The sequence below is a fragment of the Streptomyces sp. NPDC059355 genome, assembly GCF_042752335.1.
Lineage (GTDB): Bacteria > Actinomycetota > Actinomycetes > Streptomycetales > Streptomycetaceae > Streptomyces.
In genome coordinates, this window is the sequence record NZ_JBHYXN010000007.1 from 48,998 (window position 1) to 67,715 (window position 18,718).

Sequence of the window (18,718 nt, forward strand, 5' to 3'; positions counted from 1 at the left end):
GGCCTGCCACACCATGAGCGTTGTCACCAACACGACCACCATCGGCGCCATCGAGCTGCCGAGCCGGCGGAACACCGAGCTCCTGCTGCTCGCGTTCGCCGTGGTCATCCCGATCTTCGCCTACGCCAACGTGGGCCTGTCGATCCACGGCAAGCTGCCGCCGGGCATGGTCGCGTACGGAGGCGGCCTGGCCGTCCTCGCCGGCATCGCCCACCTCGTGGTGCGCCGCTACGCGAAGTACGCCGACCCGCTGCTGCTGCCGATCGGCACGCTGCTCAACGGGCTCGGCTGCGTCCTGATCTGGCGGCTCGACCAGTCGGAGCGGCTGCAGAACCTGGCCAAGCGCCAGTTCGGCCAGTTCTCCGAGTCGGCCCCCCGGCAGATGATGTACACGGCACTCGCCATCGCCCTGTTCGCCGCCGTGCTGCTGCTCCTCAAGGACCACCGCACGCTGCAGCGCTTCACGTACATCTCCATGGCCGCCTCGCTGGTGCTGCTGATCCTGCCCGTCATCCCGGGCCTCGGCGCCGACGTCTTCGGCGCGAAGATCTGGATCAGCGTCGCCGGCTTCTCCATCCAGCCCGGTGAGTTCGCGAAGATCGTCATCGCGATCTTCTTCGCCGGCTACCTGATGGTGAAGCGCGACGCCCTCGCACTGGCCAGCCGCCGCTTCATGGGCCTCTACCTGCCGCGCGGCCGCGACCTCGGCCCGATCCTGATGATCTGGGCGATGAGCCTGCTCGTCCTCGTCTTCGAGAACGACCTCGGCACCTCGCTGCTCTTCTTCGGCATGTTCGTGATCATGCTGTACGTGGCCACCGAGCGCACCAGCTGGATCGTCATCGGCCTGGTCATGAGCGTGGCCGGCGCAGCCGTCGTCGGCGCGACCGCCAGCCACGTCAAGGCCCGTGTCACCGCCTGGCTCGACCCCTTCGCCTGCTACACCAAGTCGGGCGCCTGCGAGCAGGTCGGCCAGTCGATCATGAGCTTCGGCTCCGGCGGGGTCCTCGGCACCGGCTGGGGCCAGGGCAACTCCGACCTCATCGGCTTCGCCGCCAACTCCGACTTCATCTTCTCCACGGTCGGCGAGGAGCTCGGCCTCGCGGGCGTCATGGCCTTCCTCCTGCTCTACGGCCTGATCATCGAGCGCGGTGTGCGCACCGCCCTCGCCGCCCGCGACCCCTTCGGCAAGCTCTTCGCCATCGGTCTCTCCGGTGCCTTCGCCCTGCAGATCTTCGTGGTCGCCGGCGGAGTCATGGGCCTCATCCCCCTGACCGGCATGACCATGCCCTTCCTCGCGTCCGGCGGTTCGTCCGTCCTCGCGAACTGGGCCCTCATCGGGATCCTCATCCGGATCAGCGACACCGCACGCCGCCCCGCCCCGGCACCGGCACCGTCCCCCGACTCCGAGATGACCCAGGTGGTCCGTCCGTCATGAACAAGCCCCTGCGCCGCATCTCGATCTTCTGCGGGCTGCTCGTCCTCGCGCTGCTGATCCGGACCAACTGGCTCCAGTACGTCCAGGCCGAGGACCTCAGCACCCGCAAGGAGAACCGCCGGGTCCAGATCGCCCAGTACGCCACCCAGCGCGGCAACATCATCGTCGCGGGCGGCCAGGCCATCACGGGGTCCGCCGCCACCGACGGCAGCGACTACAAGTACAAGCGGGTCTACAACGAGGGCGCCCTCTGGGCACCGGTGACCGGGTACGCCTCCCAGGCCTTCGGCTCCACCCAGCTGGAGTCCCTGGAAGACAAGATCCTCACCGGCAACGACGACCGGCTGTTCTTCGACCGCACCATCGGCATGTTCACCGGCGAGAAGAAGGCCGGCGGCAACGTCGTCACCACGCTGATGCCCGACGCGCAGAAGGCCGCGTACGAGAAGCTCGGCGACAAGACGGGCGCCGTCGCCGCGATCGACCCGCGCACCGGCGCCATCCTCGCGCTGGTCAGCACCCCCTCGTACGACCCCTCCCTCTTCGCCGGCAACTCCAAGACCGACGAGAAGAACTGGGTCGAGCTGAAGGACAGCCCGGAGAAGAAGCTCGTCAACCGCGCCCTGCGCGAGACCTACCCGCCCGGCTCGACCTTCAAGGTCGTCACCGCCGCAGCCGCGCTGGAGCACGGTGTCGTCACCGACATCAACGCGCCGACGGACACCCCCGAGCCGTTCTTCCTGCCGACGACCAAGACCCCGATGGTCAACCACGCCAAGGGCTGCGAGAAGGCGACGCTCAACTTCGCGCTCCAGGTCTCCTGCAACTCCGTCTTCGCCAACGTCGCCGACAAGGTGACCAAGGACAAGATGCTGGAGACGGCGCAGAAGTTCGGCTTCAACAACGACAAGATCGACACCCCGGTCCGCGCGTTCGCCAGCGTCTACGACAAGAACATGGACCGTCCGGGCAACTCGCTCTCCGCGATCGGCCAGTTCAACACCGCCGCCACCCCGCTGCAGATGGCGATGGTCGCCGCGGCCGTCGCCAACGACGGCAAGCTGATGAAGCCGTACATGGTCGACCAGCTCACCGCGCCGAACCTCGACGTCATCGAGAAGCACGAGCCGCAGGAGATGAGCCGCCCGCTCTCGCCCGCCAACGCGCAGAAGCTCCAGCAGATGATGGTCAACGTCGTCGAGAACGAGAACGGCACCGGCGGCAAGGCCAAGATCAAGGACGTCACCGTCGGCGGCAAGACCGGCACCGCGCAGCACGGCGAGAAGAACGCCAAGCGCCCCTACGCCTGGTTCATCGCCTACGCCAAGACCGACAAGGGCTCCCCGGTCGCCGTCGCCGTCGTCATCGAGGACAGCGACGCCGACCGTGAGGACATCAGCGGCGGCGGTCTCGCGGCCCCCGTCGCGAAGGCCGTCATGGAAGCCGTGCTCAAGAACCAGAACAAGGGCTGACGGAAGGGACGCAAGGGGCCGACAGCGGCGCGAGAGCCGAACCGGAGTGATCCACATCACTGTTCCCGCCCGGATCCGAGCGTACGGTACCGGTCCGGTATCAGGCTGTGGTCACGAACCGATCACCGACGATCGGCCGGTAGCCTTTGCGCGAACAGCACACCGCCGGACCACACACGGGTGCGGTCGGGACTGACGGAGAGGGCTGCAACGTTATGGAAGAGCCGCGTCGCCTCGGCGGCCGGTACGAGCTGAGCCACGTGCTCGGCCGCGGTGGCATGGCCGAGGTCTACCTCGCCCACGACACCCGGCTCGGCCGTACCGTCGCCGTCAAGACCCTGCGCGCCGACCTCGCCCGCGACCCGTCCTTCCAGGCCCGGTTCCGTCGCGAGGCCCAGTCGGCCGCGTCGCTCAACCACCCGGCGATCGTCGCGGTCTACGACACCGGCGAGGACTACGTCGACAACATCTCCATCCCGTACATCGTGATGGAGTACGTCGACGGCTCCACCCTGCGCGAGCTCCTGCACTCCGGGCGCAAGCTGCTGCCCGAGCGCACCCTGGAAATGACCATCGGCATCCTCCAGGCCCTCGAGTACTCGCACCGCGCCGGCATCGTGCACCGTGACATCAAGCCCGCCAACGTGATGCTCACCCGCACCGGCCAGGTCAAGGTCATGGACTTCGGCATCGCCCGCGCCATGGGCGACTCCGGCATGACCATGACGCAGACCGCGGCCGTCATCGGCACCGCCCAGTACCTCTCCCCCGAGCAGGCCAAGGGCGAGCAGGTCGACGCGCGCTCCGACCTCTACTCCGCGGGCTGCCTGCTGTACGAACTCCTCAGCGTCCGGCCGCCGTTCATCGGTGACTCCCCGGTCGCCGTCGCGTACCAGCACGTACGGGAAGAACCGCAGCCGCCGTCGAACTTCGACCCCGAGATCACGCCCGAGATGGACGCGATCGTGTTGAAGGCGCTGGTCAAGGACCCCGACTACCGCTACCAGTCCGCCGACGAGATGCGCGCCGACATCGAGGCCTGCCTCGACGGCCAGCCCGTCGCGGCCGCGGCCGCGATGGGCGCGCCCGGCTACGGCTACCCCGACCAGGGCCACGGGTACGGACACCAGGGCTACGACCAGCCCACCACCGCTTTGCGCCCCGCCGACTCCGGCCAGACCTCCATGCTCCCGCCGATGCCCCCGGGCGACGGCGGATACGGCTACGGGGACCAGGGCCAGGGCGGCTACGACCAGGGCGGGCACGGCCGCCGCCAGCAGAAGAAGAGCAAGGCCTCGACGATCTTGCTGGTCACGGCCGGCATCCTCGTCCTGGTCGGCGCGATCCTCATCGGCCGCTCCCTCTTCAGCAACAACGCCGACAACCGGCCCAACGTGCCCAAGCTCATCGGCCAGACCCTCGAGCAGGCCCAGAAGACCGGCGACAACGTCGGCCTCAAGGTCGAGAAGGAAGCCGACGAGGCCTGCGACAACCAGCCCAAGGGCAACATCTGCTCGCAGAACCCGGAGCCCGACACCAAGGCCGACAAGGGTTCGACGGTCAAGGTCAAGATCTCCTCGGGCGCCCCGAACCTGCCGGTGCCCAACGTCGTCAACCTGAAGTTCGAGGACGCGGAGAAGGCGCTCAAGGACAAGGGCTTCGCCGTCGAGAAGAAGACCCAGGAGTCCGAGCGGCCCGCCGGCACCGTCCTGGACCAGGACCCGAAGAGCGGCCAGGCCCAGAAGGGCTCGACGGTCACGCTGACGGTCGCCAAGGAGCAGGCCAAGTCCGAGATGCCGGACCTCCTCGGGAAGACCCGGGAGCAGGCGATCAAGGCGCTGAACGACGCCAAGCTCAAACTCGGCAGCCAGACGGAGATCGACTCCCCGGGAGCCGCGCCGAAGACGATCGTCCAGCAGCAGTACCCGGCGGGCGAGCAGCTCGCGGTGGGCACGACGGTCAACGTCCAGATCGCCAAGGCCTCGCAGCAGACCCAGGTCCCGCAGCTGATCGGCAAGACGGTCGCCCAGGCCAAGGCGGACCTCGCGAGCCGGGGCCTGAGCCTCCAGGTCATCGCGGGCTCGACGGACGACAAGGCGGTCATCGTGGCGACCGATCCCCCGGCGGGCACCCCCGTCGAAGGGGGCCGGGTCATCAACGTCCAGACACTGGGCGGCCAGCAGAACGGCGGCAACGACGGCGGGACGCTCTTCGGCGGCCTGTCGGGCGGCGGGCGGCGCTAGTCGGCGCTCCTTCCCGCAGAGACACGGAAAAGCCCCTGTGGGCGGCCTCAGGGCCGCTCACGGGGGCTTTTCCGTGTCAGCCGTCCCAGCCGTCCCAGCGGTGCGTCAGCGCAGCTCCGCCGGGAGGGTCCGCTGCGCGTCCACCTTCTCCGTGCGCACCAGCTCGCCCCACACGATGTACCGGAACTTCGACGTGTACACCGGCGTGCAGGTCGTCAGCGTGATGAAGCGGCCCGGCGCCGTCCGCCCCGACTCCTTCGGGACCGCCGAGATCACGTCCACGTTGTACTTCGACGTCTGGCGCAGCTCCGCGAAGACCTTGTACACGTACCAGGTGTCCCGCGTCTCGAAGACGACCGCGTCCCCGTTCTTCACCTTGTCGATGTTGTGGAACTTGGCGCCGTGCCCGTCCCGGTGCGCCGCGAGGGAGAAGTTCCCCGACGCCTCCCACGGCAGGGCCGCCTTCACGGGGTCCGTGTAGTACCCGGCCACGCCGTCGTCGAGGACGTCCGGCGCCGTGCCCTTCTTGACCAGGACCTCGCCGTTCTTCATCGCCGGTACGTGCAGGAAGCCGATGCCGTCCTTGGTGTCCAGCGCCCCCGGCGCCGCGGACCCGTTCGCCCCCGGGGCCGTCTGCCACTGCTGGCGGATCTCGTTGCCGCGCGCCGCCGCCTGCCGGTCGGCGAGCACGTTCGTCCACCACAGCGAGTACGCGACGAACAGGCCGAGGACGAGGCCCACGGTGATCAGGAACTCGCCCAGCAGGCTCAGGAAGCCGGCGAGCACACTGCGGTTCTGGGGCGGCGACGCGGCACGTGACACTGCTTGTTCGTCCTTACGGGGTGGCCAGCGCGGGCGGAGCACCCTGGCTGCGGGGGCGTTCGTCGGTCATCCTGCCCCATACGATCATCCGGTAGGTGCTGGTGAACTCGGGGGTGCAGGTCGTCAGCGTGATGTACCGGCCCGGGGCGGTGAAACCCGAACCCACCGGCACCGGTTTGATCACCGAGACGTTCGCCGGCGGGGTCTGCGCCAGCGACGAGGTGATCTCGTACGTGTAGTAGGCGTCCCGCGTCTCGACCACGACCGGGTCCCCCGGCACCAGCCGGTTGATGAAGCGGAACGGTTCGCCATGGGTGTTGCGGTGGCCCGCCAGCGCGAAATTGCCCTGCTTGTCGGTCGGCATCGCCGACTTCAGCGCGCCGTCCGCGTAGTGCCCGACCATGCCCTTGTCGAGCACCTTCGGCTTGCTGACGCCCTCGGCCACCGGCACCTTCACGTCCAGCTTCGGGATGTGGAGGATCGCGAAGCCCTCCCCGGGTTCGAACGCCGAGACCTGCGGGGCGGCGGCCCCGCCCGGGTTCCGTTCCCAGTTCTGCCGCAGCGAGCCGGCCGCCCCGTCCGCCGTCCGCTCCGCCAGTACGTTCGTGTACCAGAGCTGGTAGGCGACGAACAGCAGCATCACCAGGCCCAGCGTGATGAACAGCTCACCGGCGAGCCGGCTCGCCACGATCACCGGACCGCCCGACGCGGGCCGCCTGCGCCGACGGCCCCCGCTGCGCCTGCGCGTGCGCCTCGCGGCCTCCTGAGCTGCCCTGCGCCGCGCGGCCCGGCCCTCCGTGGGCGCGGACGGCGCGACCGCGGTCACGCGACGGCCTTGCCCACCACCGGGGCCAGCCCCACCGAGCGCTCGACGGCCCCCGCGTCCCCGCAGCGCACCAGCCAGTTCGCGAGCATCCGGTGGCCCCACTCGGTCAGCACCGACTCGGGGTGGAACTGCACGCCCTCGACGTCGTGCTCCCGGTGCCGCAGCCCCATGATGATCCCGTCCTCGGTGCGCGCGGTGACCTCCAGCACGTCGGGCAGGGTCGCCGGCTCGGCCGCGAGCGAGTGGTAGCGGGTCGCGGTGAACGGCGACGGCAGCCCCTCGAAGACGCCGAGGCCCTCGTGCACCACCGGCGAGGTCTTCCCGTGCAGCAGCTCGGGCGCCCGGTCCACGACGCCGCCGTACGCGACGGCCATGGACTGCATGCCGAGGCACACGCCGAAGACCGGGACGCCGGTGTCGGCGCAGTGGCGGACCATGTCGACGCAGACGCCCGCCTGCTCCGGAGTACCCGGTCCGGGCGACAGCAGCACGCCGTCGAAGCCGTCCTGCGCGTGGGCGAGTTCGACCTCGTCGTTGCGCAGCACCTCGCACTCGGCGCCGAGCTGGTACAGGTACTGGACCAGGTTGAAGACAAAGCTGTCGTAGTTGTCGACAACCAGAATGCGCGCGCTCACGGAGTGGCTCCCGATCCCTCGTCCACCGTTACGTCGTTGAACGGCAGGAGCGGCTCGGCCCACGGGAAGACGTACTGGAAGAGCACGAAGACCACTCCGAGGACCAGTACGAGAGAGATCACCGCGCGAACCCACGCGTTGCCCGGCAGATGCCGCCAGATCCAGCCGTACATGCCGTCTGTTTCCTATCCGTCCACGATCGACCACCGCACCGCGGGGGCGGTACGCGAACAGACTAAAGGCAGCGGCCCGGCCGGGTGGGTCAGCTCGGCAAACCCTCGGGCCGGCCCTGGGCGACCGTACGGGTCTGCGTCAGCTCCGCCCAGACGACCAGGCGGTGGCTGTGGCCCCACTCCGGATCGCAGGTCGTGAGCGTCAGGTACCGCCCGGGCCCGGTGAAGGGGGACCGGCGCGGCACCGGGTCGACCACCCCGGTGTCGGTGGGCACGGTGCGCAGCGGCTCGCTGCGCACCGTGTACGTGTACCAGGCCGTCGCGTCCTTGAGGATCACGGCGTCTCCGGGGCGCAGCTCGGGGAAGTCCTTGAAGGGGTCGCCGTACGTCCTGCGGTGTCCGGCGACCGAGAAGTTCCCGGTGCCGCCGAGGCGGGCGGTGCCCTCGTAGTGGCCGAGGCCCTTCTTCAGCACCTCGGTGGCGGTGCCTTCCAGGACCGGCTTGTTCCAGTCCGGGCCGAAGCGCGGGACGTACATCTCGGCGAAGGCCTGGCCGGGCGCGTATCCGGACCGCTCCTGCGCCGGCTGCCCGGTCTGCGGGGCCGGCGTCGGCTGCTGCGGGGCGGCGGGGGTGGGGGCGGCGGGCGCGGCGGCCGGCGCCGCGGCCCAGCGGTCGCGCATCCGGGCCATCTCCCCGTCCATGGCCCGGTCGGCCTTGACCCCGGTCCACAGCAGTACGTACGCCACGAACAGCACGATCAGCGTGCCCGCCGTCAGGCACACCTCGCTGAACGTCCGCACCACCAGGCGCAGTGCGACGTCACGGCGTACTGCTCGCGGAGGCGGCGTCCAGCGGCTTCGCATAGTGGAGGTCCACTGTGCCGGAGTAGCCGGGGAGTGTCAGCTCCTTGTGCTCGTCCACTTTCCAGCCCAGCCCGTACGCCGACACGTACAGCTGGTAGTTCTGCAGGGCCGGGGAGGCCGCCAGCGCCTTGCGCAGGGCCGCCGGGTCCCCGACCGCGCTCACCTTGTACGGGGGCGAGTAGACGCGGCCCTGGAGGATCAGCGTGTTCCCGACGCAGCGCACCGCGCTGGTGGAGATCAGCCGCTGGTCCATGACCTGGATGCCTTCTGCGCCGCCCTGCCACAGGGCGTTCACGACGGCCTGGAGGTCCTGCTGGTGGATCACCAGGTCGTTGGGCTGCGGCTCGGGCACGTTGGGGATGCGGGCGGTGGCGTTCGGCGGTGCGTCGTTCAGGGTGACCGTGAGCCCCTTGCCGGACAGCGGCTCGGTGCCCGAGGCGGCCCGCAGCGCGGCCAGCTTGGCGTCCTCCGCCTTGGTGCTGCCGTCGTCACGCTCGGCGAGGGTGTCCACCCGGCTGCGGACGGCCGCGGTGCTCTGTTCGAGCAGCGCGTTGTTCTGGCTGCGCTCGTGGATGAGGTCCGAGAGCTTGAGGAGCGACGCGTCCGTCCGGATGTTCGTACCCTTGGAGGTGTTGAAGCTGGTGACGAAGATGAGACCGGCCAGGGCGAAAACGGCGGCCGTCAGCAGCCGGACCGGTCTGGCCCGGCGACGGGGACCCGCGGAGGAGTCGTCGGAATTGCTCAACGTACCCTTCTCCTTCAACGCCACAGGTCCACTACGCTAACGGACGCCCGGGGCAGGCAAGGTCCCCAGCGCATCGACAGGAGAGCCCCTCGTGCCGAAGTCACGTATCCGCAAGAAGGACGACTACACGCCGCCGCCGGCGAAGCAGGCGCAGACGATCAGGCTGACCAACCGCAGCTGGGTCGCCCCGGTCATGCTGGCGTTCTTCCTGATCGGTCTCGCGTGGATCGTCGTCTTCTACGTGACCGAGACCCAGCTGCCGATCGAGGCGCTGGGCAACTGGAACATCGTGGTCGGATTCGGCTTCATCGCGGCGGGATTCGGCGTGTCCACGCAGTGGAAGTGACCGGCCCCCGATCAGGCGCCGCAAGCACAGGCGCACCAGGTCCGGCAAGCTCTCCCCATGAGTTATCCACAGCGTCATCCACACCTGAGGAAAAGACAGAAGATCTGTGGATAACTCTGTGGAGTGTTGACGCCGGTGTGATCAGGTGAGTTCGGCCGTACGCAGCAGGACCACCGCCGCTGCCAGCAGGAACGCCGCCGCGCAGGTCCCCCACTGGATCAGCGTGCGCGTCCTGCCGGCGGCCGGCCCGACCATGCCCAGACCGACCAGCAGGCCGGTCACCAGGCCGCCGATGTGGGCCTGCCAGGACACGGACAGGCTGCCGCCGAAGGGCACGAAGGTCAGCACCAGCATGAGCACGACCATGGTGATCACCGGCCGCATCTCGTAGCGCAGCCGGCGCACCAGCACGACGGTCGCGCCGAGCAGGCCGAAGATCGCGCCGGAGGCGCCGAGGGTCGGCGTGTTCGGCGCCGTCAGCAGATAGACGAGGGCGCTTCCGCCCAGGCCCGACAGCACGTACACGGCGAGGTAGCGGACCCGGCCCAGGGCCGCCTCCAGCGGGCCGCCGATCACCCACAGGGCCAGCATGTTGCCCCCGATGTGCCACCACTCCACATGCAGGAACACCGAGCTCAGCAGCCGGTGGTACTGGCCGGTGGAGACCCCTTCGACGGGGCCGCCGAAGTATTCGACGTACCGCCCGAGCAGCTCCAGCTGCACGACGACCGCCGGCGCCAGCATGCCCACCAGGAACACCGCGGCGTTGATCCCGATGAGGATCTTGGTGACGAGGTGCGGATCGGCGGCGACCACCCCGCCCGCGACGGTGCGCGGCACGCTCGCGGCCGGGGCGTGCCCCGTACCGGAGCCGTCACGGACGCATTCGGGGCACTGGAAGCCGACCGAGGCGCTGATCATGCACTCGGGGCAGATGGGGCGCTCGCAGCGCGTGCAGCGGATCCCCGTGTCGCGGTCCGGGTGGCGGTAGCAGCCCGGCAGACGGTCGGTGTCCATCGGTCCCCTCGATCAGCGGCGGGGCGGGCGGTGCACCCCGCCGGTCGTCCGGCTGTGGCCCCATCGGTTCCCACGCAAGCAGGACGGACGGGCGGGGCGGAAAGGTTCCCGGGGCGGCGCGGGGCGGTCAGCGCTTCTCGACGACGACGGACTGGATGATCACGTCTTCGAGGGGGCGCTCGGTGCGCGGGTTCGTCTTCAGGCCCGCGATGTCGTCCACGACCTTCTGGCTGGCCTTGTCGGTGACCTCGCCGAAGATGGTGTGCTTGCGGGTCAGCCAGGCGGTGGGCGCGACGGTGATGAAGAACTGGGACCCGTTGGTGCCCGGCCCGGCGTTGGCCATGGCGAGCAGGTACGGCTTGGTGAAGGCCAGGTCGGGGTGGAACTCGTCGGCGAACCGGTAGCCGGGGCCGCCGGTGCCGTTGCCGAGCGGGTCGCCGCCCTGGATCATGAAGCCGCTGATGACGCGGTGGAAGACGGTGCCGTCGTACAGCGGATCGGTGGTCTTCTGGCCGTCGGTGGGACGGGTCCATTCGCGGGCGCCCGTGGCCAGCTCCACGAAGTTCTTGACCGTCTTCGGAGCGAAGTTCGCCAGGAGCTCGATCTCGATGTCGCCGTGGTTGGTCTTCAGGGTGGCGTAGAGCTTCTCGGCCACGGATCTGCCTTCCATAGTCATCACTGTCGGTTCCAGATCCTCCCACGGAGCGCTGCGCGGCACAGAAATCCTCCACCCGTATGCCCTGTCACGCATGCCGCCCGACGGTATGGCAGGCATGATCCGACAAAGGGTGGAAAGGTGAACTGTGTCCGCCACCGAGGAGGAGGATCCTGTGACCCGCAAGGACAGCGTGCACCTGGCCGCCGAAAGCGCCAGGGAATCGGCGAGGCACGCAGCGGAAGCGGTGGCGCCGTACGCAGCGGCCGCCAGGGAAGCCGCTGCGCACTACGCGGCCGAGGCGAACGAGCGGCTGGCACCGAAGGTCTCGTACGCGACCGCCGAGGCGGCCCGGCAGGCCCGTACGGCGTACGACGAGCATCTCCACCCGAGGATGAGGGCGGCCCGCACGCACGTGCCCCCGAACGTGGACCGGGCGGCGACGATGGCCGTGCACCACACGCGCCGCGCGGCGCGGCAGGCGGCCGAGTACACGCAGCCGAAGCTGGAGAGCGCCCTGGCCGCGGCCCAGCCGGTGGCCGAGGAGGCCGCGTCCCGGTCGACCGCCGCGCTTGCGGCGCTGCGCGGCCAGGTGTCGGCCAAGGAGATCCAGCGGCTGGTGAAGCGCCACGAGCGGCGGTGCCGGGCCGGCCGGGCGTTCAAGTTCGTCGCGGTGGTCGGAGTACTGGCCGGCGGCGCGTACCTGGCGTGGCGGTGGTGGGACCAGCAGTCGAACCCGGACTGGCTCGTCGAGCCTCCGGCCGCGACCGAGCTCTCGCGCGAGCGCGAGTCGGCCGGCTTCGACGACGAGCTGGCGGCGAAGGAGCGCGAGTCCTCCTCGGACTCGGCGGACGAGTGAGCGGCCCCTGACCGCGGGACGGTTCCCGACCGCGGACGGGGAGAGGGCCCGGATCCGGTGGATCCGGGCCCTCGTCCGTGCCCTCAGACCCTCAGGCCCTCAGGCCCTCAGTTGGGGAGGGTGAGCACCTGGCCGGGGTGGAGCAGTTCGGGGTTCGAGCCGACGACCCCCCGGTTCATGGCGTAGAGCTCGCGCCAGCGGGCCTCGTTACCCAGCTCCAGGCGGGCGATCGAGGAGAGCGAGTCGCCCGACCGCACGGTGTACGAACGCTTCTTGGCCGCCGGCATCGGCTTCGGCGCCGGAGCCGCCGGAACCGCCTTGTGCGCGGCGGACGTGGGCGTCGGGGTGTGCGGCATCGGCTTCGGCGGTGCCGCCGCGGCCATGCGCTCGGCGGCGGTCTTGGTGGCCGAGACGGCTTCGCTGTACTTCGCCGCGTAGTCGGCGGACGCGGCCGCCGCGGCCTTCTCCGCGGCCTCGTGCTTCTTCTTGTCGGACTTGAGGAAGTCGAAGAGTCCCATGGTCTGTACGCCTCCGGCGTGGTGTCGCCCCCTGGCTCGGTGCCTTCCCCCACTGTCGGACAGCCGGGGCCGCCCGGCCCTGTGACAGCGCCAACCGGGGGATCCGGGCACGGCCCGCCCTGCTGTTACCGTCAACGGATGCCCGAGCTCGTCTTCCCCTCCTCCCGGCTGCACGCCTCCTGGCTCGAAGCCCGCGGGGAATGGGGCCCCGACGCCCACATGGACGGCGCCGGACTCGGCTCCGACGACGACGTGGACAGCCCCGCGGGCTTCGCCGCCTGGACGGAGCGGCTGCGCGGGTACGGGGACCGGACCCTCCCCGTCGAGCAGGGCCGCGTGCACGCCACGTACTGGTGGATCGCCGAGGAAGACACCTATCTGGGCGCCATCGACCTGCGCCACTACCTGAACGGCTTCCTCCTCGACGCCTGCGGCCACATCGGATACAGCGTCCGGCCCTCCGCGCGACGGCGCGGGCTGGCCGGCTGGGCGCTCGGCTCGGTCCTGTACGAGGCCCGGCTCCTGGGCATGGACCGGGTACTCCTGACGTGCGACCCCGGCAACACGGGCTCCGTGCGCACGATCGAGCGGGGCGGCGGCGTCCTGGAGGACGTCCGCGACACCCTCATAGGCCCCAAGCGCCGCTACTGGATCGACCTCTAGCCGGGTCGCCACGGGGCGCACCGCACCACGCAAAGAGGCCACCTGACCTGCGTTTCCGCTGGTCAGGTGGCCTCTGGTGCTGTGGAGCTTAGGAGATTCGAACTCCTGACATCTGCCTTGCAAAGGCAGCGCTCTACCAACTGAGCTAAAGCCCCGAAAAGACGGACGCGACCGCCTCCCGTGAAGGTGTGGCCGTTCCGCAGAACAGAGTACCGGGTGTACCCCCGCATCTCGCAAAATTATGGGGGCTCCCGCCACGCGACCACTCTCCGTAAGATGCTCGCGAGGTTCGCACCAGCGAAGTAGGGGAGTAGTAAGAGTGGACGCTGTTCAGCAAGAGGCCACGGCCAGAGCCAGAGAGCTTCAGCGCAGCTGGTACGGGGAGCCCCTGGGCGCTCTCTTCCGCCGGCTCATAGATGACCTCGGCTTGAACCAGGCCCGCCTCGCTGCGGTCCTCGGACTGTCGGCCCCCATGCTGTCCCAGCTGATGAGCGGCCAGCGGGCCAAGATCGGGAACCCGGCCGTGGTGCAGCGCGTCCAGGCCCTCCAGGACCTTGCGGGCCAGGTGGCGGACGGAAGCGTCAGCGCGGCCGAGGCCACCGACCGGATGGACGAGATCAAGAAGACCCAGGGAGGATCCGTCCTCAGCAACAGCGGCCAGACCACCACCGGTTCGGGCGCGCCCACCGTCAAGCGCGTCGTCCGCGAGATCCAGTCGCTGCTGCGCTCGGTCTCCGCGGCCGGCGACATCATCGACGCGGCCGAATCCCTCGCCCCCAGCCATCCCGAACTGGCAGAGTTCCTCCGGGTCTACGGCGCGGGCCGCACCGCCGACGCGGTCACCCATTACGAGGCCCACCAGAACTGACGCGACACCACGCGCACGGGACGCACGCACGAGACGGGGGACGGGCGCAGCGATGGGTGAGATCTTCGCCGGTCGGTACGAGCTGATCGATCCGATCGGGCGCGGTGGCGCGGGCGCCGTGTGGCGGGCCTGGGACCACCGGCGCCGCCGGTACGTCGCCGCGAAGGTCCTCCGGCAGAGCGACGCCCACACCCTGCTCCGGTTCGTCCGGGAGCAGGCCCTGCGCATCGACCACCCGCACGTGCTGGCCCCGGCCAGCTGGGCGGCGGACGACGACAAGGTCCTGTTCACGATGGACCTCGTCGCCGGGGGCTCCCTCGCCCACGTGATCGGGGACTACGGCCCGCTGCCGCCGCGCTTCGTGTGCACGCTGCTCGACCAGCTCCTGTCGGGGCTGGCGGCGGTGCACGCGGAAGGCGTCGTCCACCGCGACATCAAGCCGGCCAACATCCTGATGGAGGCCACCGGATCCGGACGGCCGCACCTGCGGCTGTCCGACTTCGGCATCTCGATGCGCAAGGGCGAGCCGCGCCTCACCGAGACCGACCACGTGGTGGGCACGCCCGGCTACTTCGCCCCGGAACAACTGCTCGGCTCCGAACCCGACTTCCCCGCCGACCTCTTCGCCGTCGGGCTGGTCGCCCTCTACCTCCTGCGGGGCAGCAAGCCCGATTCCCAGGCCCTGGTCGAGCACTTCTTCGCCCACGGCACCCCCGCCGCCCCCGAGGGCGTTCCGGCGCCGCTCTGGGACGTCATCGCGAACCTCCTCCAGCCGGAGCCCCGGAGCCGGTTCAAGACCGCCACAGGGGCCCGCAAGGCCCTTGCCGAGGCCGTGGAGCTGCTTCCGCCGCCCGCTCCGGACGAGGAGCCGGTGGAGGTGTTCGACCAACTCGGCCCGCTCCCGCCCGGTTTCGGGCCCCGGGGGCCGCAGAGCACGGCTGCGGTGACCCCCGAGTCGCCCACCGCGGCGGGGGTACCTGTGCAGGCCCACGAGGCCGCGGCAGCCCCCGTACCGGCCGCCCCGGCGGGCTTCGGGCCGCCGCCGGCCGGGGTGTTCGGACCCTCGGAGACGGGCAGCTTCCACCTCCCGCCGCCGGGGCGCTCCGATGCGCCCGGCACGACCGGAGCCACCGCCACCGCCCTCGCCCAGGAGGCCGCCGCCGCGCCCCGCCCGGCGCCCGTACGGACCGGCGGCATCGCCCCGCCGTCGGCGAGGGTCACCGCCGGGCTCCTCTGCGCCGCGCTGCTGTGCTTCGCGGTGGGTGTCTGGGCCCTGACCCGGATCTAGAACGGCCCTGCGCCGTGCCCCCGCGCCTTACGCCGTGCCCCTACGCCCTCCGCCCGCGCCGGCCCAGCAGCGTCCAGCCGCCCAGTACGAGCAGCAGCACGGTCCCGGTGCCGAAGCCCGCGGCGGCCACCACCCGCATCGCCGAGCGCCCCTCGGCGGCCTCCGCCGCCTCCGGGGCGGTGAGTCCGTCCTCGGCCGCGGCCCGCTCGTCCGCGCCCACCCCGAACCCGGCGGCGGTCAGGCTCTCCTTGTACGCCGGCGCCTTGGCCGGGACGCCGGTGACGTCCATGCGCAGTGTCAGCGGCACGGGGCTCGCGTCCTGCGTGAACTCGGCGACCTTCCCGCCCAGGGTGACCGCGACGTAGTACCAGCCCGCCAGCCGGGCCCCCCGCACCGCGTCGGCGTCCGAGAAGCGGTTCTCGTACGCCACCGGCGCCGTCTTCGGCAGGGTGAGCCCCGCCTGCTTGCCGCCGTACGAGATGTCCTTGTCCTCGACCAGGCCCCGGTACGGGCTGTACAGCGCGACGCTGAGCCCTCCCGAGGCCGAGCCGTACGACTTGGTCATGCTGGCATCGGCGAGCTCGGCGCTGAGCCCCAACTGCTGTCCCCAGTCGAGCGGGACCCGGTAGAAGCGGGTCTGCCCGGGCCGCAGGTCGTCCCGCCAGACCCCGCTGCCCAGCGCCCGGGCGTCGTTGAAGCCGGTGCCCCCGCTGCGCGCCACCGGCTCGCTGCCGGGCAGCGTCGGCGAGGCCGAGGGCCAGACGCTGGGCGCGGTGGTGGGAGCGCTGCCGGTGGTGAGGCCGGGCTCGCGCTGCAGCAGCAGTTCCACCGGCCACGCGCCCGGGTCGGAGCCCTTGGCGGCGGTGCGGGTGACCTTCGCGAAGTAGACGCCGGCTCCCTGGCATTCGGCGTCCTCCTCGAGCCGCCGGACCGCGACCGCGCCGAGGGGGACCGGGCCGTATCCGAAGCCGGCCCGGCCGGGGTTGTTCGGGCAGCGCTCGCCCTCCTTGGACATGATCTCGACCTCCAGGCCGTCGCCGTAGGCGACCTTGGCGCCCTGCGGGGGCTGGAGAACGGCGGAGAAGTACACGCTGGAGGCGTCGTCGAGATTGAGCCGGTAGAAGCGCTCACCCGGGCCGACCGTGTCCGCGTAGGCCTGCCCGGCGGCCACGAGCGGGGCGTCCGCACTGCCGGGCGCGCCCTCGATCCTCTTGGCGCCCGTGGCTCCCTGGTACGCGGGCACCGGCTGCGGGGGCGCCGCGGCGGCGTGCACCGCCCCGGGAAGGCCCCCGGCCAGCCCCAGGGCCGCCGCCCCCACCAGCACCGTCGTCCGTACCCGCCCCATCACGCCACCTCGATTTTGCTAGCGCAAGCCAAATCTTTGCATAACGCAACTTTTCGTCACAGAACAGCACAAAGCCCCGGCAGCAGCGGCAGCCGGGGCTTCATGAGATCAGCTTTGGGTCTCACACACCGGAACCAGAAGGCACGGAGTCAGTTGCCTCCGTCCACAGGTCCTGCTCGGCGCGGTCCGCCTGGATCTGGCGGTACACGAGGAGCCCGCCGATGGCGGCCAGTGCGACCAGGAGCAGCTTCTTCACCGCGCGACCTCGTCTTTCGTTGACGTTGGGGACTTCTGACGGCCAACAATACACACGCACCGATACCGTTCGGTGACCTGGGAAGCCCTCAACCGGCCCTGCGAAGAAGACCCCCAGGCCGGGAGCCTTGGGGTCTTCTTCACTGTGGGGCCAACAGGATTTGAACCTGTGGCCTCATCCTTGTCAGGTCGATGACCTGGGCTACGCGATCTCACACGTTCCGTTTGCTGCCTTGGCCAGCCCGCAGCTGACGTCCGGTGGGGATCGGCGCGGTCCGCCCCTGTGGGTGTCAGCCACTGATGTCGGCTGTCGCATGCGGTCTTGACAGGAGCTAGTCACAGGAATCCGTGTCGGCGCGGCGAACGACGGTCGTTGGCCGGCTCACGACCGAGGCACCTGCCGGTGGGCCGTCGAAGACTCGATGCTCCTTGGGAATGTGGCCGAGCACGTCCGCGAACTCCTGATCGACCTGCCAAAGGACCAGCTCGTAGCGCTGTCCCGCTTGAGTTGCCGAGGCGCCGACTTGGACCTTGCTGATCGACCACTCCTCCTCACCCGGCGGCGGAGCGGGCCGAAGGCAGGAGCGTCGCGCGGAGCGGAGCCGGATGCTTGATGAGGTAGAGAAACCTGTAACAGGTCCCCCGCCGATCCCTCGGCCACGCCGTGACGGTGAGCGCGAAGCCGTGACCCTGCTCGCCGAGCTTCTGGAAGACCCGTTGATCGGCTGATGTCAGCCGTAGATGTCAAAAGACCCCGACCGATACCGGCCGGGGTCTTTTGCACTGGTGGGGCTAACAGGATTTGAACCTGTGGCCTCATCCTTATCAGGGATGCGCTCTAACCAACTGAGCTATAGCCCCATCCGCGCTGCGCGCTGACTCCTGAAGATTAGCGCACAGACGCGGTCGAGCCAAAATCCGTTCCCCGGGGCAGTCCCCGCAGGTCAATCAGCGGTCATTCGTCCTCGGCGAGCGTGAGCTCCACACCGCCGACGAAGCCCGCCGACAAGTTGTAGATGAACGCGCCCAGCGTCGCCAGCGCCGTCGCCAGCACCACGTCGATGACCGCGATCACCGACGTGAAGATCAGAACGCGCGGCAGCGACAGGAACGACTGGAGGTCGAAGCCGTTGCTCTCGTTCGATCCGGTCGCCTCGCTGATGGTGCCGCCGACGGTCGAGAAGACGCCCATGGCGTCCATGACCATCCACAGCACCGCCGCCGCCACGATCGTGCACACGCCGAGCGCGATCGACAGCAGGAAGCTGACCTTCATCACCGACCACGGGTCGGCCTTGGCCACCCGCAGCCGCGCCTTGCGCGTCCTGGGCGTCGTACGGGCCCCCGTACGCGCCTTGCGCTGCGCCCCGGCGTCCCCGGCACCCCGGGGCGCGCCCGGGGCCGCAGGCGCCGCGTACGCCTGCGGCGGGTGGTACGGCTGCTCCGCCGGCCGGGCGGGCGCGGCGGTGGCCGCCGCTGCGGCGGGCGCGGCCGGCGCGGCAGCGCCCGCCCCGGCCGCCGCGGTCTGCTCCGGCTTCGACTTCGACTTCGGCTTGCGGGTGTCCGTCACGGTTCTCCCCCTGCCCTCGGCGGCCCCGGCGCCCCCGTCCGGGGAGTCCGCGGCGGGGCCACGGGTACCGTCCTCCCCAGTCTTGGCCGGTCCGGCGCCCGTGGCTCCACTCACGAC

General features: G+C 70.4%; 20 protein-coding genes and 2 tRNA genes. 8 read left to right on the plus strand and 14 right to left on the minus strand.

Features of this window, described 5'->3' with window-relative positions:
- The first annotated feature begins 13 nt into the window (after window positions 1-13).
- The 3 genes from ACFXGI_RS09075 (at window position 14) to pknB (ending at window position 5,153) form a co-directional block, all read left to right on the plus strand.
- On the plus strand, window positions 14-1,438 hold the full coding sequence (locus ACFXGI_RS09075) for an FtsW/RodA/SpoVE family cell cycle protein (RefSeq protein WP_384704795.1): 1,425 nt from the start codon (window positions 14-16) through the stop codon (window positions 1,436-1,438).
- Window positions 1,435-2,910, plus strand: a complete 1,476-nt coding sequence (locus ACFXGI_RS09080) for a peptidoglycan D,D-transpeptidase FtsI family protein (protein WP_384704796.1) — start codon at window positions 1,435-1,437, stop codon at window positions 2,908-2,910. Before ACFXGI_RS09075 ends, ACFXGI_RS09080 begins: the two co-directional genes overlap by 4 nt.
- A gap of 215 nt (window positions 2,911-3,125) precedes the next feature.
- Window positions 3,126-5,153 carry a Stk1 family PASTA domain-containing Ser/Thr kinase gene (gene pknB / locus ACFXGI_RS09085; RefSeq protein WP_384704797.1) on the plus strand — a complete coding sequence of 676 codons (2,028 nt, stop codon included), beginning with the start codon at window positions 3,126-3,128 and terminating at the stop codon, window positions 5,151-5,153.
- A gap of 105 nt (window positions 5,154-5,258) precedes the next feature.
- On the opposite strand, the gene ACFXGI_RS09090 is transcribed toward pknB, so the two are convergent.
- The 6 genes from ACFXGI_RS09090 to ACFXGI_RS09115 all read right to left on the minus strand — a co-directional run bounded on the left by ACFXGI_RS09090 (window position 5,259) and on the right by ACFXGI_RS09115 (window position 9,217).
- Complete coding sequence (locus ACFXGI_RS09090; RefSeq protein ID WP_384704798.1) at window positions 5,259-5,975, minus strand: class E sortase; 717 nt, start codon at window positions 5,973-5,975, stop codon at window positions 5,259-5,261.
- A 13-nt stretch (window positions 5,976-5,988) separates the two neighbouring features.
- Entirely contained in the window at window positions 5,989-6,669 is a 681-nt protein-coding gene (locus ACFXGI_RS09095; RefSeq protein ID WP_384704799.1) for a class E sortase, read from the minus strand.
- A 128-nt stretch (window positions 6,670-6,797) separates the two neighbouring features.
- Window positions 6,798-7,436 carry an aminodeoxychorismate/anthranilate synthase component II gene (locus ACFXGI_RS09100; protein ID WP_053687828.1) on the minus strand — a complete coding sequence of 213 codons (639 nt, stop codon included), beginning with the start codon at window positions 7,434-7,436 and terminating at the stop codon, window positions 6,798-6,800.
- A complete protein-coding gene (locus ACFXGI_RS09105; protein WP_030857677.1) occupies window positions 7,433-7,609 on the minus strand; it encodes a hypothetical protein in 177 nt (58 codons plus the stop codon). Before ACFXGI_RS09105 ends, ACFXGI_RS09100 begins: the two co-directional genes overlap by 4 nt.
- 89 nt (window positions 7,610-7,698) lie before the next feature.
- The gene (locus ACFXGI_RS09110) at window positions 7,699-8,472 is read right to left on the minus strand and encodes a class E sortase (protein WP_384704800.1); all 774 of its coding nucleotides are present in this window, start codon (window positions 8,470-8,472) and stop codon (window positions 7,699-7,701) included.
- Window positions 8,429-9,217 (minus strand): DUF881 domain-containing protein, encoded by a 789-nt coding sequence (locus tag ACFXGI_RS09115; protein WP_384704801.1) that lies wholly within the window; start codon window positions 9,215-9,217, stop codon window positions 8,429-8,431. Before ACFXGI_RS09115 ends, ACFXGI_RS09110 begins: the two co-directional genes overlap by 44 nt.
- Window positions 9,218-9,308: 91 nt before the next feature.
- Here ACFXGI_RS09115 and crgA point away from each other — a divergent pair, with 91 nt between their 5' ends.
- Window positions 9,309-9,563 (plus strand): cell division protein CrgA, encoded by a 255-nt coding sequence (gene crgA / locus ACFXGI_RS09120; RefSeq protein WP_030153143.1) that lies wholly within the window; start codon window positions 9,309-9,311, stop codon window positions 9,561-9,563.
- Between the two features lie 141 nt (window positions 9,564-9,704).
- On the opposite strand, the gene ACFXGI_RS09125 is transcribed toward crgA, so the two are convergent.
- Window positions 9,705-10,580: a rhomboid family intramembrane serine protease gene (locus ACFXGI_RS09125; protein WP_384704802.1), complete on the minus strand. Its 876-nt coding sequence runs from the start codon at window positions 10,578-10,580 to the stop codon at window positions 9,705-9,707.
- A gap of 127 nt (window positions 10,581-10,707) precedes the next feature.
- Window positions 10,708-11,235, minus strand: a complete 528-nt coding sequence (locus ACFXGI_RS09130) for a peptidylprolyl isomerase (protein ID WP_384704933.1) — start codon at window positions 11,233-11,235, stop codon at window positions 10,708-10,710.
- Between the two features lie 175 nt (window positions 11,236-11,410).
- On the opposite strand from ACFXGI_RS09130, the gene ACFXGI_RS09135 reads away from it, so the two are divergent.
- Entirely contained in the window at window positions 11,411-12,094 is a 684-nt protein-coding gene (locus tag ACFXGI_RS09135; protein WP_384704803.1) for a DUF5324 family protein, read from the plus strand.
- Between the two features lie 107 nt (window positions 12,095-12,201).
- Here the strand turns inward: ACFXGI_RS09135 and ACFXGI_RS09140 are convergent, their stop codons facing one another.
- Window positions 12,202-12,612: a LysM peptidoglycan-binding domain-containing protein gene (locus ACFXGI_RS09140; RefSeq protein ID WP_384704804.1), complete on the minus strand. Its 411-nt coding sequence runs from the start codon at window positions 12,610-12,612 to the stop codon at window positions 12,202-12,204.
- 138 nt (window positions 12,613-12,750) lie between these two features.
- Here ACFXGI_RS09140 and ACFXGI_RS09145 point away from each other — a divergent pair, with 138 nt between their 5' ends.
- Window positions 12,751-13,275, plus strand: coding sequence for a GNAT family N-acetyltransferase (locus ACFXGI_RS09145; protein ID WP_384704805.1), 525 nt, complete (start codon window positions 12,751-12,753; stop codon window positions 13,273-13,275).
- A gap of 82 nt (window positions 13,276-13,357) precedes the next feature.
- On the opposite strand, the gene ACFXGI_RS09150 is transcribed toward ACFXGI_RS09145, so the two are convergent.
- A tRNA-Ala gene (locus tag ACFXGI_RS09150) sits at window positions 13,358-13,430 on the minus strand.
- A 164-nt stretch (window positions 13,431-13,594) separates the two neighbouring features.
- Between ACFXGI_RS09150 and ACFXGI_RS09155 the strand changes: the two genes are divergently transcribed.
- Both ACFXGI_RS09155 and ACFXGI_RS09160 read left to right on the plus strand, forming a co-directional pair.
- On the plus strand, window positions 13,595-14,143 hold the full coding sequence (locus ACFXGI_RS09155) for a helix-turn-helix domain-containing protein (RefSeq protein ID WP_384704806.1): 549 nt from the start codon (window positions 13,595-13,597) through the stop codon (window positions 14,141-14,143).
- 52 nt (window positions 14,144-14,195) lie between these two features.
- Window positions 14,196-15,431, plus strand: coding sequence for a serine/threonine-protein kinase (locus ACFXGI_RS09160; RefSeq protein ID WP_384704807.1), 1,236 nt, complete (start codon window positions 14,196-14,198; stop codon window positions 15,429-15,431).
- A 40-nt stretch (window positions 15,432-15,471) separates the two neighbouring features.
- Here the strand turns inward: ACFXGI_RS09160 and ACFXGI_RS09165 are convergent, their stop codons facing one another.
- From ACFXGI_RS09165 to ACFXGI_RS09180, 4 genes are all read right to left on the minus strand, one after another.
- On the minus strand, window positions 15,472-16,776 hold the full coding sequence (locus ACFXGI_RS09165; RefSeq protein WP_384704808.1) for a hypothetical protein: 1,305 nt from the start codon (window positions 16,774-16,776) through the stop codon (window positions 15,472-15,474).
- A gap of 121 nt (window positions 16,777-16,897) precedes the next feature.
- Entirely contained in the window at window positions 16,898-17,032 is a 135-nt protein-coding gene (locus tag ACFXGI_RS09170; RefSeq protein WP_208809277.1) for a DLW-39 family protein, read from the minus strand.
- A 783-nt stretch (window positions 17,033-17,815) separates the two neighbouring features.
- Window positions 17,816-17,892, minus strand: a tRNA-Ile gene (locus ACFXGI_RS09175).
- A 94-nt stretch (window positions 17,893-17,986) separates the two neighbouring features.
- Window positions 17,987-18,715 (minus strand): DUF3566 domain-containing protein, encoded by a 729-nt coding sequence (locus ACFXGI_RS09180; RefSeq protein ID WP_384704809.1) that lies wholly within the window; start codon window positions 18,713-18,715, stop codon window positions 17,987-17,989.
- Window positions 18,716-18,718: the final 3 nt, after the last annotated feature.

Coding starts and splice junctions, on each gene's coding strand:
- ACFXGI_RS09160 (WP_384704807.1), top strand. CDS start 14,196: ATGGGTGAGATCTTCGCCGGTCGGTACGAGCTGATCGATCCGATCGGG.
- ACFXGI_RS09125 (WP_384704802.1), bottom strand. CDS start 10,580: ATGGACACCGACCGTCTGCCGGGCTGCTACCGCCACCCGGACCGCGAC.
- ACFXGI_RS09140 (WP_384704804.1), bottom strand. CDS start 12,612: ATGGGACTCTTCGACTTCCTCAAGTCCGACAAGAAGAAGCACGAGGCC.
- ACFXGI_RS09075 (WP_384704795.1), top strand. CDS start 14: ATGAGCGTTGTCACCAACACGACCACCATCGGCGCCATCGAGCTGCCG.
- ACFXGI_RS09110 (WP_384704800.1), bottom strand. CDS start 8,472: ATGCGAAGCCGCTGGACGCCGCCTCCGCGAGCAGTACGCCGTGACGTC.
- pknB (WP_384704797.1), top strand. CDS start 3,126: ATGGAAGAGCCGCGTCGCCTCGGCGGCCGGTACGAGCTGAGCCACGTG.
- ACFXGI_RS09145 (WP_384704805.1), top strand. CDS start 12,751: ATGCCCGAGCTCGTCTTCCCCTCCTCCCGGCTGCACGCCTCCTGGCTC.
- ACFXGI_RS09105 (WP_030857677.1), bottom strand. CDS start 7,609: ATGTACGGCTGGATCTGGCGGCATCTGCCGGGCAACGCGTGGGTTCGC.
- ACFXGI_RS09165 (WP_384704808.1), bottom strand. CDS start 16,776: ATGGGGCGGGTACGGACGACGGTGCTGGTGGGGGCGGCGGCCCTGGGG.
- ACFXGI_RS09080 (WP_384704796.1), top strand. CDS start 1,435: ATGAACAAGCCCCTGCGCCGCATCTCGATCTTCTGCGGGCTGCTCGTC.